The sequence below is a fragment of the Streptomyces sp. NPDC001502 genome, assembly GCF_042894785.1.
In the GTDB taxonomy this organism is placed as follows: Bacteria; Actinomycetota; Actinomycetes; order Streptomycetales; family Streptomycetaceae; genus Streptomyces; species Streptomyces kutzneri.
The window spans coordinates 459,368-475,277 of record NZ_JBIAVW010000005.1 but is presented as its reverse complement, the minus strand read 5'-3'; the positions used below and the strand labels follow the sequence as shown (position 1 = coordinate 475,277).

Genomic DNA, 15,910 nt, shown 5'->3' with positions numbered 1-15,910 from the left:
TGTCAGGCCGATAGCCGCCGCGCCCGCCGCCCGGCTTTGCTGGAGAAATGACAATCGGGGTGGGCCCGCGCGGGCCGGGAGTGCTGGTGATCGAGCCGATGGGGAACGCCGGGCGGTTCCTCGTCGAGGCGGCCGACCGGCTGGGAGTGCGTCTGTACGCGGCCACCCGCAAGGACATCCACGACGGTTACGCGGACCGGCTGCGGGCCGGCCTCGCGGGGGTGTGCGCGACGGACCTCACCGACACCCCGAGGGCCCTGGATGACATGGCCGCCTTCTGCCGGCAGCACGCCGTCACCGGTGTCGCCGCCTGCTTCGAGCTGTTCACCCCGCTCGCCGCACTGCTCGCCGAACGGACCGGCCTGCCCGGCAACGATCCCCGGCTCGCGCGGGCGGCCAGGAACAAGATCGAGATGGGTGAGGCGTTCGCGGCCGCCGGCCTCCCCGCACCCCGCTGGGCGGTCGCGCACGATGCCGCAGAGGCGTACCGGGCGGCACGGGAGCGCGCGCTCGGATGGCCGCTGGTGGTCAAGCCGGCGGAGCAGGGCGGTTCGTGGGGCGTGTCCGTGGTCGAAGGCCCGGACCAGCTCGCCGACGCGGTCGGCGCGGCCCAGCGGTTCACGCACGCCGACCCGCACGGCCTGGAGCTCGACACGCGGGCCCTGCTGCAGGAGTACATCCCAGGGAGGGAGTACTCCTGCGACACGGTGGTCGCGGGCGGGGTGGCCTACCCCCTGCCCGTCGTCGCGAAGGACACCACCGAGGGCCGGTACCGCATCGAGACCGGGCACACATGCCCCTCCGGCCTGCCCGCGCCGCTGGTCAGGAAGGTGCAGCACATCGCGGCGCGGGCGGCGCTCGCCGTCGGCGTCCGCAACGGGATCGCGCACACGGAAGTGAAGATTCCGCCGGGCACGGAGACCCCGTACGTGATCGAGACCGGCGCCCGCCTGCCGGGGGACAACCTGTGCGAGATCGTCGAGGCCGCGACGGGCGTGAGCGAGGCCGTGGCCCAACTCCAGGCCGTCCTCGGCCTGGTGCCCGACACCGTTCCCTCCCGTACGGACGCGGCGTCGATCCGGTTCCTGCTGCCGGAGCACGGCGGTGTGGTGCGACAGGTGGTCATCCCGGACCTGCCCGGTACGCGGGGCGAGGTGCATCTGCGGCCCGGGGAGGCGGTGCCGGACCCGGCGGATTCGGCCTGCCGGATCGGGCACGTGGTGGCCCGTGCGGAAACGGCCGAGCGAGCGCGCGGGCTGGCCGACCGGGTGGCCGCCCGGTCCCGAGTGGAAGTGGGCTGAAACCGGTGCGGAAGATCGCGTTCTTACGGTCGGTAGGCATCCGGCGCGCCGATCCCTACGTCCAGCAGGCCGTACGCGGGCTCGCGGCGGACGGGATCGAGGCCGGGCTGTTCCACACCAGCGGCACCGCCGGCGACGAGGACTTCCCCGGCTACCGGGAACGACTCGACCGGGGCGTGACGCCGCGGGAGCTCGCGGACGCGGTCGCCGCCTGGGGGGCGGATGCCGCGGTGTCGATCTCGCTGCCGTGCGAGAACGCCCTGCGCGACGCCGCGGTCAAGGCCTTCCTGGACGCCGTGGGCATCCCGACGGTCATGACCCCGCTCGCGGCGACGATGCTGCTGGTGGACAAGTGGGAGACCAAGCAACTCTGCGAGCGGGCCGGGCTGCCGGTGCCCGACGGGTTCCGTGTCGACTCCGATCTGCTGGCGGGCCGGGGTCTCGCGGTGCCCGGCTACCGGGATGCGCTGCGCGTGCAGGCCGAACGGATCGGCTATCCGCTGATGTCGAAGCCCGTATGGGGCTCGACCAGCATGGGCATCCGCACCCTGCGCTCACCCGCCGACCTCGATGCCTACCTCGCACCCCGCACCGCGGTGTCGCGGGCGGAGCCGGCGGTGGTGTCCGCAGTGGTGGAACAGGTCGTCGAAGGTGACCTGTGCAGCGTGGACATCGTGGGGCGCCCCGGTGCCTACCAGGTCCTTCCCCTGTGCTGGACCGGACGCGCCGGGGCGGAGCCGGTGTTCACCTTCGCGGACCTGCGCTGGTGCGGCCCCCGTGAGGAGGCCGACGCCGCGTTCGCCGACGTGGCCCGCACCCTGGTGGACCTCTGCGGGGGCCTCGGAGTGCACGGGTCGGTGAACGTCGACATGATCTACACCGGCGGCCGGTTCGTGATCCTGGAGATCAACCCGCGCATCGGCGGCGCCACCACCCTCTCCTGCGCCGCGTCCGGCACCAACACCTTCGCCTCCCTCGCCCGCCTGGCCCGCGGCCTCCCCTTCACCGGAGGCACGGCACGACGGGCCGGCTGGGCGATCGAGTTCCTCGCCGGGGCCGGCATCCCGCCGGCGGTGCTGACCGAGCTCCGCCGGCGCGTCCGGGTGGTCACCGCGCACGAGCTGGTCATCGACGGCGCCTCGCACGGGGACATCGTGGTGGTCACCCTCGCCGAAGGCGAGGAGGACCGGACCGTGAAGGCCCTGACGGAGCTGCACGAGGCGACCGGCTTACCCGCGGCCGAGGTCCTGGGCAAGATCAGCTCCCTGCTGCACCGGTGAGCGCAGCGACCGACACCCGGCGCCCGCGCACCGCGGCGGACCGTCTCGGGCTGCCCGGACTGCGCGGGCACGGCCTCTTCATCACCGGCAACCTGATCGACTCCGTCGGCAACGGCATGCTCCTGCCGCTGGGACTGCTCTACTTCACCGACGTCCAGGGCCTGCCCCTGGCGCGGGTGGGCGCGGCCATGACGGTGGGCCAGGCCCTCGCCCTGCCCGTCACGTTCCTCGCCGGACGCCTCATGGACCGCGTCGGACCGAAACGCGTCGTGGTGTGGGCGAACATCCTCTCCGCCGCCGGGTTCGCCCTGTTCCTGCTCGCCCACGAGCCGTCGCACGTCGCCGGCGTGTACCTCCTCGTACAGGCCGGCATCAACATGTACTTCACCGCGCAGCGCACCCTGATCACGCACGTCACCCAGGCCGGCGAACGCCGCGGATGGTTCGCCTTCACCGGATCTCTGCGCAACATCGGGCTCGCCGCCGGGTCCGCCGCCGCCGCGGGTGCCCTCACCGTGTTCGGAAACGGCTCGCTGCGCTGGATGATCGCGGTCGACGCCGCCACCTACCTCCTGGCCGCCGCCTGCTTCGCCGCCCTCACCACCACCCCACCGGAACAGGACGGGACGCCGCCAGGTGCCCTGGTGACCCGGGCCGACCACACCCGCCGCTACCTGCTGCTCGTGGCCGTCAACATCCCCTACGTCCTCGCGCAGGCCGTCCTCGCCGTCCTCGTCGCCGTCTACACCACCCGCGCCCTGGGGCTCCCCGCCTCGGCGGCGAGCCTGCTGTTCGTCATCAACACCGTCATCGTCTCCGCGTGTTCGACGGTCGTCACCGCGCACGTGGCGCCCAAGGTGCCCCGTCGCGCCGTGACCGCCGGATACCTGATCATGGCCGTCGGGATGTGGGCGTTCGCACTGCCCGCACTGCCCGCACTGCCCGCTCTGTCCTCGCCGCCCGGTGCCGGTTCCGCCACCTGGGCGGCCCTCATCGTGGCGATCGTCCTGTTCAGCGTGGCGGAGATCCTCCTCGGCCCGGCGCTGAGCGAACTGTCCGTGAGCCTTACCCCCCAGGCGGCCGGCGGCTTCACGCAGGGCCTGTACCAGTTCTCGTGGGCCGTCGGCATGGTCGCCGCTCCCGCCCTGTTCACCCTGCTGCTGGAGGCCGGCCCGCTGCTCCCGTGGGCTGTCGAAGCCGCCGCCTGCCTGATCGCCGTACTCGCCGCGCCCGCCCTCAGGGCCCCCAACCGCCACCGCCGGAGGAATCCCCGTTGATCACGAGCATCGTCGAGTCCGTCCACGAGGTCCCCGCCGCCGAGTGGGAGCACCTCGCCCGGTCGGCCGGCCTCTACCTCTCCCACCGGTGGCTCGCCGGCGAAGCGGAAGACCCCACCGCCACCTGCGCGTACGTGCTCGTCCGGGACCCCGGAGGCATGCTGCTCGCCGCCACCCCCCTCTACCTGGTGCGGGACGAACCGAACGACAGCTACCAGCCCGAGACCGTACTGCCCCCGCACCTGCGGCCCCGCGTGATCGCCGGCGCCCGGCGCGGCTACCACAACACCCCGCTCACCGCCCCCGGCCTCGGCCCCGGCCGCCGAGACGCCTGCCTCGCCCTCCTCCGGGACGCCGTACGCCGCTTCGCCGACCACCACGGCACGACGCACTGGTGGCCCTACCTCACCACCGAGGCCGCCACCCGGCTCGCCCCCCTCTATCCGGACCCCGCCCTCCGCCTGGAGGACGACGCCCTCATCCCGCTCCCCGGCGCAGGCATCGACGACTACATCTCCTCCCTGCCCGCACAGCGCCGCGCCGGCATCCGCCGTGAACGCCGCGCCTTCGCGGCGGCCACCGGCCTCGACGTACGCCGACAGGTACTCGCCGACTGCTGGGAGGACGCCGCGGTCCTGCTCGCCGGACACCAGCAGGACCACGGGCACGACCGGGACGGCCTCGACGCGATGACCGCGCTGCTGAAACGGCAGGCCACGGCGATGGGCAGCGAAGCGCGCGTGGTGGCCGCCTACGACGGACCCCGGATGATCGGCTTCTGCCTCTTCTACCACTACGGCACCACGACGTGGATCCGCGCGGTCGCCCTCGACCGCCGCCACCCGGCGCCCCACCTGTACTTCAACCTCATGTACTACCTGCCCATCGAGGAGGCCTACGTCCACGGCACGACCGCCCTGCACGCGGGCATGAAGGCCATCGAGGCCAAGCGCCGCCGCGGGGCCGGGGTGTCCGGCCTGTACGCCCTGGCCGACCCACCGTCCTGATGTTCCGCGCGGCGCACCGGTGCTCGCGGAGAAGCACGGAATGCTGTGGTGCGCCGAGGGCGGGTGCCCGCCCTCACCGGCCGAGCCACGAGGTTGCGGCCGCGCCGTACGCACGCCCTCCACCCGGGAGTTCCTGATGTCCAGAGCGATCACCTTCTCCGAGTACGGCGCGCCCGAGGTGCTGCGCCTGGCCGACGTCACCCTGCCGGAGCCCGGACCGGGCCAGGTCCGGATCCGGGTGCGGGCCGCCTCCGTGAACCCGTTCGACATGAAACTCCGCTCCGGTCTGATGGCCGGTGCCGTCCCGGCCCGGTTTCCCGTGGTCCTCGGCCTGGACGCGGCCGGCGTGGTCGATGCCGTGGGTGAGGGAGCCGACGCGTCCGCGGGAGACGAGGTCCTCGGCGTCGCCGTCGGCGGCAGCTACAGCGAGTACGCGCTGCTCGACCGGCCGGTGGCCAAGCCCGGAGCCCTGTCCTGGGAGGCCGCGGCCTCCCTGGTCACGGTCGGTCAGACCGCGTTGCGTGTCCTGGAGCAGCTGGGCGTGCGGACCGGGCAGACCCTGCTCGTCCACGGCGCCGCCGGCAGTGTGGGCACGGTCGCCGCGCAGTTGGCCGTCGCCCGGGGCATCACCGTCGTGGGAACGGCCGGCGAACGCGATCTCGAACGGGTGAGGGCGCTGGGAGCCGCTGTGGTCCGCTACGGCGACGGCTGGCCGGAGCGGGTGCGGGCCGCCGCTCCCCAGAGGGTGGACTTCGTCTTCGACACCTCCGGTGCGGGTGTGCTGGCCGAATCGGTCGCGCTGACCGGTGACAGCACCCGTGTCGTCACCATCGCCGACACGTCGGCGGCGCAGCACGGTGTGCTCTTCAGCGCCGGAAGCACGGACCGGACCGGGGACTCCCTGCCGGAGCTGGTGCGGCTGGCCGCCGAGGGGAAGGTCTCGGTGCCGGTCTGGCGCACCTACCCGCTGGCGGAAGCCGCCCAGGCCCACACCGACCTGGAAGCCCACCGCAACCGTGGCAAGGCCGTCCTGCTGCCCTGAGCCGCCCGCCGCCCGCCGCCCGCCGCCCGCCGCCCGCCGCTTACCCGTCCCCGGCCGAGAGCGCGGCTCGCGCAGGGGTTCGGCGCAGGGGTTCTCACAGGGGTTCTCGCGACTGCCCGTTCCGGTGTGCCGATGGCCGGTAGGGTCCGGCCATGTCCACGCACGAACGTGAGATCGTCGCGCCCGTCGACCTGTGCCGTACCGACGGGAGGATCGCCCCGGCCGCGATCGGCTGGTCGCGCCGGCCCCTGCACCGCTGCCGGATTCCCGGCTGGGGGCGGACGAAGCGCTGGGAGTACTGGTGCGTGACCACGCCCACGCACCTGGTGGCCCTGACCGTGAGCGACCTCGACTACCTGGCCCTGAACTCGATCTACGTCCTGGAATACGGTGCGGCTGCAAGGGAGTTCGAGCGCACCGCGATCGTGCCCGGCGGATTCGGCGTCCGCCTCCCCGACACCATCGCCGGAGCTCCGGATCCGGGATCTCCCTCGCTCGTGGTCGGACCGCCGCGGCCGGCCGGGAGCCGGGTACGGATCGAGATCCACGGCGAGGGCTCCGGCACCCGCCTGCGGGCGCGCTGTCTCGGCCCGCAGGGCCTCTCGGTGGAGGTGGACCTCCTCGTCGAGATGCCCGCCGGGCACGAGACCCTCTCCGTGGTGGTGCCCTGGGACGAACGCCGCTTCCAGTACACGTCCAAGCACACGGCCCGGCCCGCCTCCGGCACGGTGCGCATCGGCGGCGACGTACTGGCCTTCGGCGCCGACGCCTGGGGCACCCTCGATCACGGGCGTGGCCGGTGGCCCCGCTCGGTGGCGTGGAACTGGGGCGCCGCCTCCGGGCGTACGGACGGCCGCACCGTCGGGCTGCAGTTCGGCGGCCGCTGGACCCGCGGCACCGGAGCGACGGAGAACGCGGTGTGCGTGGACGGCCGGATCAGCAAGATCGGCCAAGAGCTCACGTGGCACTGGTCCCGCGGTGACCACCTGGCGCCGTGGTCGATCCGCACCCCTGGATCGGACCGGGTGGACCTGGTGTTCACCCCGTTCCACAACCGGTCCACCCGCACCGACATCGGTCTCCTCGCCAACCGCACGGATCAGTGTTTCGGCCACTACACGGGCTCGATCCGCACGGACGACGGCGAGCGGATCGTGGTGGACCGGCTGCTGGGATGGGCCGAGGACGTCCGCATGCGCTGGTGATCCCCGTGCAGCTCAGCCGGTCCCGGTGGCGAAGGGGCCGTCGCCCGCGAATGCCAGCCGTGCGAAGTTCTCGGCGATGCGGTGGTGTCCTTCGGGGCCGGGGTGGATCGCGTCCGGCAGCGGGAATTCGGCGTGGTCGCTCTCGCCGTACAGGGCGCGTCCGTCGAGGTGGTGGAGGTTCGGGTCCTCGGCCGCCCGCTGTTCCACGATCGCGGCGAGTGCGTCGCGGATGATGGTGAGGGTGAGTCGCCCGGCAGCGCGTTCGGCCGGATCGCCCGTGGCCTTGAACCGCAGGGTCCCGCCGTCGAAGTCCGGCGCGAGAGGGCCGGGGGTGTCTTCCTGGACCGGGCACAGGATGGGGGAGACCACCAGCAGCGGTGTCGTCGGACGGCCCTCGCGGATGGTGTCGAGGAAGCCGTGGACGGCGGGGGTGAAGGCGCGCAGGCGCATCGTGTCGCCGTTGACGACATTGATGCCGATCTTGAGGCTGATCAGGTCCGCGGGCGTGTCCCGCATCGCACGCGCGGTGAACGGGTCCAGCAGCGCGCTGCCCCCGAACCCCAGGTTGACCAGCTCCACTCCGCCCCGGGCGGCGGCCAGGGCGGGCCAGATGGCGCTCGGGTGGACGGCGTTCGAGCCGTGGCTGATGGAACTGCCGTGGTGCAGCCACACCCTGCGCCCGCTGCCGCGTGCCGGTTCGACGGGGGATTCGGTGCGCAGGGCGATCAGTTCGGTGATCTCCGTGTGCGGAAGCCAGATCTCGATGTCCTTGTCACCGGCCGGGAGACCGGTGAACCGGGCGGTGCCCGCAGGCCCTTCGGTCAGCTCCGAGGTCTGGCCGACCAGGTCGGTGACCGTACGGACATTGCCGCCGGCCACCGTGGCCTGGGCGGTGAGACGGCCGTCGACGAGCAGGTCGTAGACGCCGTCCGCCGGAGGCGGGAAGCCCCGGTAGACCCGCTTGGTGGGCAGCGTGTCGAGTTCGACGGCCGTGGCCCGGGTGCGGAACGCCAGCCGTACGCCGGAGGGCTGGGCCTCGGCCACGGCCAGTCGGTCGTCGGGGATCTGCTGGCGCGCCCAGGCCGGCAGCCGGTGCGGCAGCAGACCGTGCGCGGTCCTCTCCACGTCGAGGTGCCCGCGCAGCATGTCCGCGGTGACGGGTGTGGTGATCCAGTCCTGTTCGGTGCTCATTGCCTTGCCTCAGCCTGCTGATCGGGGTGTACGGGGTGTACGGGGTGTGGGTCGGGTCGGCGCGCGGTGCCCCGCCGGTCAGGGGGTGTTCCGCTGCCGCAGCATGGCGTCGAGGGATTCCAGGGTCCAGGCCCAGGATTCCTGCGCGTCGACGGCCGTGTGGCTGAAGCCTCCGGCCGCCTCCAGGCTGACGTAGCCGTGGAAGACGCTGCCCAGCATGCGGACCGCGTGCGTCTGGTCCGGCTCCGTCAGGTCGTAGCCGCGCAGGATCGCCCGCGTCATCTGCGCGTGCCGCACCCCTGCGCTCGCGGCAGCCGTCTGCGGGTCGAGCCTGAGCCGTGCGGCGTCGTAGCGGCCGGGATGCGCCCGGGCGTAGTCGCGGTAGGCGTTCGCGAAGGCGATCAGGGCGTCCTTGCCCGCACGCCCGGCCACGGCGGCGGCGACCAGGTCGGCGAGTTCCTCCAGCGCGAGCAGGGCGATCCTGGTCCTGAGCTCGTGGGAGTTCTTCACGTGCGAGTACAGACTCGCGACCCTGACGTCGAACCGCCGGGCGAGCGCCGAAAGGGTCACCTGCTCGAATCCGGCCTCATCGGCCATTTCCGCCCCTGCCAGGGTCAGCCGCTCCGGGGTCAGCCCCACCCTCACCATGACCTTCACCTTCCTTTGATTCAGCTACAGTCATTATGTGTTTACCTAAAGGCTATAGGCAAATGCCGGCGTCGGGCGAATCCGGTTCCGGCGCGGCGATGAGTTCGAGGGCGCCGGCCGGTCCGACTCTTGACGGAGACAACGGAGAAAACCGATTCATCGGGAGTGCGCCATGGGCCTCATCCACATCGAGCTGTTCGCGACCCTCGACCTCGTCGGGCAGGCGCCCGGCGGCCCCGACGAGGACCCGGCGGGGTTCCCGTTCGGCGGCTGGCAGGCGCCCCTGCTGGACGAGGTCGCCGGGGCGCAGATCGGTGCCGCGTACGAGGGCACGGACGCCCTCCTGCTCGGCCGCCGGACGTACGACATCTTCGCCGCCTACTGGCCCCACCAGGAGGGTGGTGAGGACGACGAGATCGCCACGCTCTTCAACCGCGTCCCGAAGTACGTGGCCTCCCGCGGCAGGCCCGACCTCCCGTGGGCCGGATCCGCACAGCTCGGCCCCGACCTGGCCGGCGCGGTCCGCGAGATCCGCGACCGCCACGAGCACGTGAAGGTCGTCGGCAGCCTGAACCTCGTACAGACCCTCCTGCGCGAAAAGCTCTTCGACCGCCTCGACCTCTGGCTGCACCCGATCGTCCTCGGCGTCGGGAAGAAGGTGTTCGACGGCGGCGAGGTGCCCAGCAACCTCACGCTCCTCGCACCCCCGGCAGCCGGCCCGAAGGGCACCGTCTACCTGCGCTACGGGCTCGCCGACGGCATTCCCGCGACGGGGGACATGAGCGCCCCCGACCGTGGTGCCGGAAGCGGGGACTGAAGCCGCCCGCCGAGCCGCTCGGGGGACCCCCCTGCGGCGTACGCCGTACGTCGTAGAGGCCCGGCTCGGCGGGACGGTGCCGCAGGCCCGGCATACGCTGGTTCGGGGGGCCGAGATCCGGGCGGCGACGCATGCCGGAAGGGACGCCCTGATGGACGAGTACCCGCTGATCGAGAACCACGGCCTGATAGGCGATCTGCAGACCGCGGCGCTGGTGACCTCCGACGGAGTGGTCGACTGGTTCTGCTGCCCGCGATTCGATTCGCCCAGCGTGTTCGGAGCCCTGCTCGACAAGGGCAAGGGCGGCCACTGCACAGTCCGCCCGGCCCACACGACGTACGCGACCAAGCAGTTGTACCTGCCCGACACCGCGGTGCTGGTGACCCGCTTCATGACCGAGGCCGGCGCCGGCGAGGTGGTCGACTTCATGCCCCTGACCGGCACCACGGTCACGGCCCGGCACCGGCTGGTCCGCATGGTCCGCTGCGTGCGCGGCAGCATGACCTTCGACGTCGACATCGCTCCCCGGTTCGACTACGGGCGCAAGTCGCACGATCTGCACCTCACGGAGAACGGGGCGGTGTTCACCGCCGACGGCACCACCCTGACCGTGCACACCATCCGGGAGCCGGACGACGAGCGGCTGGGCCACCTCCTCACGGGCGGCGAGCGCGACGTGCACCTCACCCTGAGCCTGGAAGCGGGGCAGCAGCGCGGGCTGATCCTGGAGTCCGCCGCCGACGGGCCGCCCCAGCGGATCCGCCTCGACGAGTACGAGGAGCTCTTCCAGGCCACCATCGGCTACTGGCGGAACTGGCTGAGCACCTCCCGCTACTCCGGCCGCTGGCGCGAGGCGGTGGAGCGCTCCGCCGTCACCCTGAAGCTGATGACCTACGCCCCCACCGGCGCCGTGATCGCCGCCCCCACCACCGGGCTGCCCGAGCAGCTCGGCGGCGAGCGCAACTGGGACTACCGCTACACATGGATCCGGGACGCCTCGTTCTCCGTGTACGCCCTGCTCGGCATGGGGTTCACGGAGGAGGCGAAGGCGTTCATCGGATGGCTCGGCGACCGGATCGCGGAACGGGCGGGCGGCGAGGGGGACACCGGGCCGCTGAACATCATGTACGCGGTCGACGGCTCCTCCGACCTGAAGGAGGAGACCCTGGACCACTGGGAGGGCTACGAACGCTCGTCGCCCGTCCGCATCGGCAACGGAGCGGCCACCCAGCTCCAGATGGACATCTACGGCGAGGCGCTGGACAGCATCTCGTTCGCGCAGAGGCACGGCATCCACCTCGGGTACCGGGGCTGGACCGGCCTGATCCGCGTGCTGGAGTGGCTGGCGGAACACTGGGACTCGGCCGACGAAGGGCTGTGGGAGACCCGTGGCGGGGCCAAGGACTTCACCTACGGCCGCGTGATGTCCTGGGTTGCCTTCGACCGTGCCCTGCGGCACGCCGTGTTCAGCGGCCGGCCCGCACCGGTACTGCACTGGAGCGCCACCCGGGACCGGATCTTCGAACAGGTCATGGACCGGGGATGGAGCGAGGAGCGCGGCGCGTTCGTCCAGCACTACGGCAGCGGGGTCCTCGACTCCTCGCTCCTGCGCATGCCCACCGTCGGCTTCCTCACCCCCCAGGACCCGATGTGGGCATCCACCCTCGACGCGATGGAGCAGGAACTGGTCACCGACAGCCTGGTGTACCGCTACAACCCCGAGGCGTCGCCGGACGGCCTGCGCGGCTCTGAGGGCACCTTCTCCCTGTGCACCTTCATGTACGTCGACGCCCTCGCCCGGGCCGGACGGATCGACCAGGCCCGGCTCGTCCTGGAGAAGATGCTGGGCTACGCCAACCACCTGGGCCTGTACTCCGAGGAGATCGACCTGACCGGACGCCAACTGGGCAACTTCCCGCAGGCCTTCACCCACCTCGCCCTCATCGACGCGGCGATCACCCTGGACGCGGCCCTGAACCGGGGCTCCGCGCCGTAGGAGATCCTGCCGGCAGTGCGGTCATGACGCCGCCCCTTCACGCTCGCGGCGCTGCCCTTTCGAGGTCGTCGACGGTGCCCGACATGACGGTCCGGATGTGTTCGGTGAGGTGCGCCGCCGGCCAGTCCCACCAGGCGATCGAGAGCAGGCGGGCGATGTCGGCGTCGGTGTGGCGGGTGCGGATCAGGCGGGCCGGGTTGCCGCCGGCGATGCCGTAGTCGGGGACGTCGTCGACCACGACGGCACCGGAGGCGATGACGGCACCGTGCCCGATGCGCACCCCGGGCATGACCGTCGTGCCGTAGCCGAACCAGACGTCGTTGCCGACGACCGTGTCCCCCCGGGTGGGCAGGCCGGTGAGCAGGTCGAAATGCTCGGCCCAGGAGCCGCCCATGATGGGGAAGGGGAACGTGGAGGGGCCGTCCATACGGTGGTTGGCCCCGTTCATGATGAACCGGACCCCGGTGCCCAGCGCGCAGAACTTCCCGATGACCAGCCTCTCCGGCCCGTAGTGGTACAGGACGTTCCTGGTCTCGAACGCGGTCGGGTCCTCCGGGTCGTCGTAGTACGAGTACTCCCCGGCCTCGATCAGCGGCGACGTCAGCAGCGGCTTGAGCAGTACCACGCGCGGCTGGTCCGGAAACGGGTGGAGCACGGTCGGGTCCGCGGGAAGACGGTTCACGGCAGTCGCTTTCGGTACGGCGAAGGCTGGCCAAGGCTCCATTCTGCTCGTGCCGTGCGGTGTTCCGGTGTTCCGGCGCCCGCCGACGGGATCCGTCAGGCCCCGGGTTCCGGACCGCCGTCCCTTCGCAGGTCGGCGTCGGTGAGCGGTTCCAGTGCGCCGCGGGTGTCGAGCCGGTACAGGAAGGCCACGGCGGGGAAGACCAGGATCGCGGCCACGACGGTCACGATGATCAGCCAGTGCAGGGTGCTGGGCGCCCCCGCCGCCTCGGCCACCGTCAGCCGGCCGGGGATGAGGTACGGGCGCTGCGCCACGCCCCACGCGAGCACGGCCGAGGCCATGAGGACGACGGCCGCCGGCCGGGACCACGCCCCGGACGTGCGCAGCAGCAGCCATGCCGTGACGAGGGTGGCCAGTACGGCCACGACGACGAGGACGAGCCCGGCGCCGTGGGTGAGGCCGTGCCACAGGTGGGGGGCGTCCTCGTGGGCGACGATCAGCGTGACCGCCCCCAGCACGGCGAAGAGGCCGAGGGCGGCCAGCGCCCGCCGCCGGAAGTAGACGTGCAGGTCGGGGGCTTCGTAGCGGACGGCGTCCGCGGCCAGGAACACCGCCCCGAGCAGCGCCGTGCCGACGACGGCCAGCAGGCCGAAGAAGACGGAGGTCGGGTTGAACCAGGCGTGCGCCGTCGGCTCGGTGCCCGGTCCCACCCGCCCCGAGGCGATCCCGCCCGCAGCGGCACCGAGGAAGAACGGGGTGAGGAGCGAGGAGACCGCGAACACGGCTCCGTAGACGCGCCGTCCGGCGATCCTGCGGGTCGGCTTGCGCAGCGCGAAGCCGGCGCCGCGCAGCACGATGCCGATGACGGCGAGGGCCAGGGGCAGCCACATCGAGGAGAACACGGTCTGGAAGAACACCGGGAACCCGGTCCACATGATGACCAGGGCGAAGATGAGCCAGACGTTGTTGACCTCCCACACGGGAGCCATGGCGTGGTCGATGAGCCACCGGGGGCGCTTCCCGCGTTCCGCGCCGCCCGCCGTCAGGTCCCAGAACCCCGCCCCGTAGTCGGTGCCCCCGGCGCAGGTGTAGGCGGCCACCGCGAGGAGCAGGACGGCGGCGACCACACCGGCGGCGGTCATGGCCTGCCGTCCTCGGCCGGTGCCTCGCCGGTGCCGTCGCCCGGAGCGGGGGCGTCGCCGGCCGGGACGGCGGAGCGGGGGCCGTAGGGGGTGTCGGTCTCCGGTGTCGCCATCGTGCCCGCCTCAAGGCTTCGTTCGTCGTCCTGGCGCCATCGGGTGCGCATCTTCAGGAGCACGGCCAGGAAGGCCCCGAAGATGAGGACGTACACGACGACGACCACGGCGAACATGGTCCACAAGGACCCGGAGCGGGCCCCGGTCACCGCTTCGGCGACCCGCATGTTCTCGTAGACGATCCACGGCTGGCGGCCCACCTCGGTGGTGATCCAGCCGCACTCCACGGCGATGACGCTCGCCACCCCGGCGCAGGCGGCGCTGCGGTAGAACCACGCGGACGCGGGCAGCCGGCGGCGGCGCCACCAGACGAACGCGTACCAGATGACCAGCAGCAGGAGCACCGAGCCGATGCCCACCATGATGTCGAAGGTCCAGTGGATGAGGGTGGCCTGGGCAACGGTGGGCCGGTTCTCCGCCGGTACGGTCGACAGTCCGTGCACCTCGGTGTCGGGGCTGAAGCCGGCCAGGATGGAGTCGAGTTGGGGGATCTTGATGCCGCCGGTGACGGTCCCGTCGGGGTGGAGGCGGCCGAAAAGGTACTCCGGGACATGCGTGTCGGTGTTCCAGACGATCTCCATCGCCGCGAACTTCACCGGCTGCTTCTGGAACACCGCCCGGGCGATGGCGTCGCCCAGCACGAACTGGACGGGGGTGAACACGGCCGCGACCGTGAACGGAACGGTGAAGCCGAGGCGGTGGTAGCGGTCGCGGCGCCCGCGCAGCCAGCCGGTGGCGTAGACACCGGCCACCACGAACCCGGCGGTGACCAGCATCGCCACGACGAAGTGCCAGTACTGCGGCCCGAACATCGGCGTGAAGATCGCCTTGCGGACGTCCACGTCGACGGGATTGCCCTCGGAGTCGAGGGAGAAGCCCTGCGGGGTGTTCATCCAGGAGTTGGCCGCAAGAATGCCGAAGGCGCCCAGCAGGGCCGTCGCCGGCAGGGGCAGTCCGAGGAGGAAGTGGGTACGGGCGGGCAGCCGGCGCCACCCGTAGAGGTAGATCGCGATGAGGACGGCTTCCAGGAAGAAGGCCCATGCCTCGACGCCGAAGCCGATCCCGAACACATCGCCCCACCGGCCCATCAGCCCCGGCCACAGCAGGCCGAACTCGAAGGACAGGACGGTGCCCGTGACGACGCCGATGGCGAACTGCACCGCCATGACCGCCGACCAGCGGCGCGCCAGCAGCAGGGCGGTCGCGTCGCCGCGCCACAGCCCGTAGCCGTGCATGATCAGGGTGATCAGCGGCAGCGCCACGCCCATCGGCACCAGGATGATGTGCGAGGCCAGGGTGAAGGCCATGAGCGAGCGGGCCGGCAGCATCTGCGGCGGCGGTGCCTCCGCCAACAGGTGGAGCGTGGTGTGCATGCGTCCCTCCCCGGGGCCGAAGCGGATGGAGGTCAGCCGCCGGTGGCGAAGCCCGGGAAGAGGGTCATTCCGCCGTCCACGTAGAGCGTGGCGCCCACGACGTAGTCCATGAGGTCGGAGGCGAGACCGACGGCCGCGTGCGCGATGTCCTCCGGATCGCCGACCCGGCCGTACGGGATCAGCTTGAGCAGGTCCTGCTCGGCCTGCTCCGTGTCCCAGGCGCTGCGGTTGATGGGCGTACGGATCGCGCCGGGGGCGATCGCGTTGACGCGGATCTTCTGCGGGGCGAGTTCCTGGGCCAGCGTCTCCATCATCATCTGCACGCCGCCCTTGGAGGAGGCGTAGTTCACGTGCCCGGCCCAGGGGATGATCTGGTGCACCGAACTCATACAGATGATCTTTCCTGCGGAGCTGGAGACCTCCGGGACGACCCCGCGCCGCAGGAACTCCTTCGTCGCCTCGCGGGCGCACAGGAACTGTCCCGTCAGGTTGACGTCGATGACCTTCTGCCACTGGGCGAGCGTCATCTCGGTGAAGGCGGAGTCCCGCTGGAGGCCGGCGTTGGCGACGAGGATGTCGATGGTCCCGAACTCCTCGACCATGCGGTCCATCATGGCCACGACCTGGCCCTCGTCGGACACGTCCGCCTCGTACGCCGCCGCGCGCACCCCGAACGAGGCGATCTCCGCGACGACCTTCTCGGCATCCTCGCGTCCGGCCACGTAGTTCACGACCACGTCCGCCCCGGCCCGGCCCATGCCGATCGCCGTGGCCTTGCCGATTCCGGAGTTCGCACCCGTCACCAGCGCCTTCTGGCCCCGGAGCAGGTGCGCGG

At 71.9% G+C, this 15,910-nt stretch carries 14 protein-coding genes; 8 read left to right on the top strand and 6 right to left on the bottom strand.

Annotated features, from left to right (window positions below):
* The first annotated feature begins 47 nt into the window (after positions 1–47).
* From ACFY0D_RS11715 to ACFY0D_RS11690, 6 genes are all read left to right on the top strand, one after another.
* The gene (locus ACFY0D_RS11715; RefSeq protein ID WP_390798153.1) at positions 48–1,301 is read left to right on the top strand and encodes an ATP-grasp domain-containing protein; all 1,254 of its coding nucleotides are present in this window, start codon (positions 48–50) and stop codon (positions 1,299–1,301) included.
* 5 nt (positions 1,302–1,306) lie between these two features.
* Positions 1,307–2,581: an acetyl-CoA carboxylase biotin carboxylase subunit family protein gene (locus tag ACFY0D_RS11710; RefSeq protein WP_390798152.1), complete on the top strand. Its 1,275-nt coding sequence runs from the start codon at positions 1,307–1,309 to the stop codon at positions 2,579–2,581.
* Positions 2,578–3,858: an MFS transporter gene (locus ACFY0D_RS11705; RefSeq protein ID WP_390798151.1), complete on the top strand. Its 1,281-nt coding sequence runs from the start codon at positions 2,578–2,580 to the stop codon at positions 3,856–3,858. The genes ACFY0D_RS11710 and ACFY0D_RS11705 overlap by 4 nt, the downstream gene beginning before the upstream one ends.
* Positions 3,855–4,865, top strand: coding sequence for a GNAT family N-acetyltransferase (locus tag ACFY0D_RS11700; RefSeq protein WP_390798150.1), 1,011 nt, complete (start codon positions 3,855–3,857; stop codon positions 4,863–4,865). Before ACFY0D_RS11705 ends, ACFY0D_RS11700 begins: the two co-directional genes overlap by 4 nt.
* 136 nt (positions 4,866–5,001) lie before the next feature.
* Complete coding sequence (locus ACFY0D_RS11695) at positions 5,002–5,907, top strand: NADP-dependent oxidoreductase (protein WP_390798149.1); 906 nt, start codon at positions 5,002–5,004, stop codon at positions 5,905–5,907.
* A gap of 152 nt (positions 5,908–6,059) precedes the next feature.
* Positions 6,060–7,112 carry a DUF2804 domain-containing protein gene (locus ACFY0D_RS11690; protein ID WP_390798148.1) on the top strand — a complete coding sequence of 351 codons (1,053 nt, stop codon included), beginning with the start codon at positions 6,060–6,062 and terminating at the stop codon, positions 7,110–7,112.
* Between the two features lie 12 nt (positions 7,113–7,124).
* Here ACFY0D_RS11690 and ACFY0D_RS11685 read toward each other — a convergent pair whose 3' ends face one another.
* Together ACFY0D_RS11685 and ACFY0D_RS11680 are read right to left on the bottom strand one after the other, a co-directional pair.
* Complete coding sequence (locus tag ACFY0D_RS11685; RefSeq protein WP_390798147.1) at positions 7,125–8,303, bottom strand: GDSL-type esterase/lipase family protein; 1,179 nt, start codon at positions 8,301–8,303, stop codon at positions 7,125–7,127.
* 78 nt (positions 8,304–8,381) lie between these two features.
* Positions 8,382–8,951, bottom strand: a complete 570-nt coding sequence (locus tag ACFY0D_RS11680) for a TetR/AcrR family transcriptional regulator (RefSeq protein WP_390798146.1) — start codon at positions 8,949–8,951, stop codon at positions 8,382–8,384.
* Between the two features lie 172 nt (positions 8,952–9,123).
* On the opposite strand from ACFY0D_RS11680, the gene ACFY0D_RS11675 reads away from it, so the two are divergent.
* Both ACFY0D_RS11675 and ACFY0D_RS11670 read left to right on the top strand, forming a co-directional pair.
* Complete coding sequence (locus ACFY0D_RS11675; RefSeq protein ID WP_390798145.1) at positions 9,124–9,768, top strand: dihydrofolate reductase family protein; 645 nt, start codon at positions 9,124–9,126, stop codon at positions 9,766–9,768.
* A 151-nt stretch (positions 9,769–9,919) separates the two neighbouring features.
* On the top strand, positions 9,920–11,764 hold the full coding sequence (locus ACFY0D_RS11670) for a glycoside hydrolase family 15 protein (RefSeq protein WP_390798144.1): 1,845 nt from the start codon (positions 9,920–9,922) through the stop codon (positions 11,762–11,764).
* Positions 11,765–11,801: 37 nt separating this feature from the next.
* Here the strand turns inward: ACFY0D_RS11670 and ACFY0D_RS11665 are convergent, their stop codons facing one another.
* The 4 genes from ACFY0D_RS11665 to ACFY0D_RS11650 are packed head-to-tail and all read right to left on the bottom strand — an operon-like array spanning position 11,802 to position 15,902.
* On the bottom strand, positions 11,802–12,488 hold the full coding sequence (locus ACFY0D_RS11665) for a CatB-related O-acetyltransferase (RefSeq protein WP_390798143.1): 687 nt from the start codon (positions 12,486–12,488) through the stop codon (positions 11,802–11,804).
* Positions 12,489–12,541: 53 nt separating this feature from the next.
* A complete protein-coding gene (locus ACFY0D_RS11660) occupies positions 12,542–13,588 on the bottom strand; it encodes a cytochrome d ubiquinol oxidase subunit II (RefSeq protein ID WP_390798142.1) in 1,047 nt (348 codons plus the stop codon).
* Positions 13,585–15,075 carry a cytochrome ubiquinol oxidase subunit I gene (locus ACFY0D_RS11655; RefSeq protein WP_390798141.1) on the bottom strand — a complete coding sequence of 497 codons (1,491 nt, stop codon included), beginning with the start codon at positions 15,073–15,075 and terminating at the stop codon, positions 13,585–13,587. Before ACFY0D_RS11655 ends, ACFY0D_RS11660 begins: the two co-directional genes overlap by 4 nt.
* 32 nt (positions 15,076–15,107) lie before the next feature.
* Positions 15,108–15,902 (bottom strand): SDR family oxidoreductase, encoded by a 795-nt coding sequence (locus ACFY0D_RS11650; protein ID WP_390798184.1) that lies wholly within the window; start codon positions 15,900–15,902, stop codon positions 15,108–15,110.
* Positions 15,903–15,910 lie beyond the last annotated feature (8 nt).

Bases quoted from the DNA above. Each gene is read 5' to 3' on its own strand.
- ACFY0D_RS11690 (WP_390798148.1), top strand. From the start codon at position 6,060: ATGTCCACGCACGAACGTGAGATCGTCGCGCCCGTCGACCTGTGCCGT.
- ACFY0D_RS11685 (WP_390798147.1), bottom strand. From the start codon at position 8,303: ATGAGCACCGAACAGGACTGGATCACCACACCCGTCACCGCGGACATG.
- ACFY0D_RS11655 (WP_390798141.1), bottom strand. From the start codon at position 15,075: ATGCACACCACGCTCCACCTGTTGGCGGAGGCACCGCCGCCGCAGATG.
- ACFY0D_RS11715 (WP_390798153.1), top strand. From the start codon at position 48: ATGACAATCGGGGTGGGCCCGCGCGGGCCGGGAGTGCTGGTGATCGAG.
- ACFY0D_RS11660 (WP_390798142.1), bottom strand. From the start codon at position 13,588: ATGACCGCCGCCGGTGTGGTCGCCGCCGTCCTGCTCCTCGCGGTGGCC.
- ACFY0D_RS11695 (WP_390798149.1), top strand. From the start codon at position 5,002: ATGTCCAGAGCGATCACCTTCTCCGAGTACGGCGCGCCCGAGGTGCTG.
- ACFY0D_RS11680 (WP_390798146.1), bottom strand. From the start codon at position 8,951: ATGGTGAGGGTGGGGCTGACCCCGGAGCGGCTGACCCTGGCAGGGGCG.
- ACFY0D_RS11670 (WP_390798144.1), top strand. From the start codon at position 9,920: ATGGACGAGTACCCGCTGATCGAGAACCACGGCCTGATAGGCGATCTG.
- ACFY0D_RS11665 (WP_390798143.1), bottom strand. From the start codon at position 12,488: ATGGAGCCTTGGCCAGCCTTCGCCGTACCGAAAGCGACTGCCGTGAAC.
- ACFY0D_RS11675 (WP_390798145.1), top strand. From the start codon at position 9,124: ATGGGCCTCATCCACATCGAGCTGTTCGCGACCCTCGACCTCGTCGGG.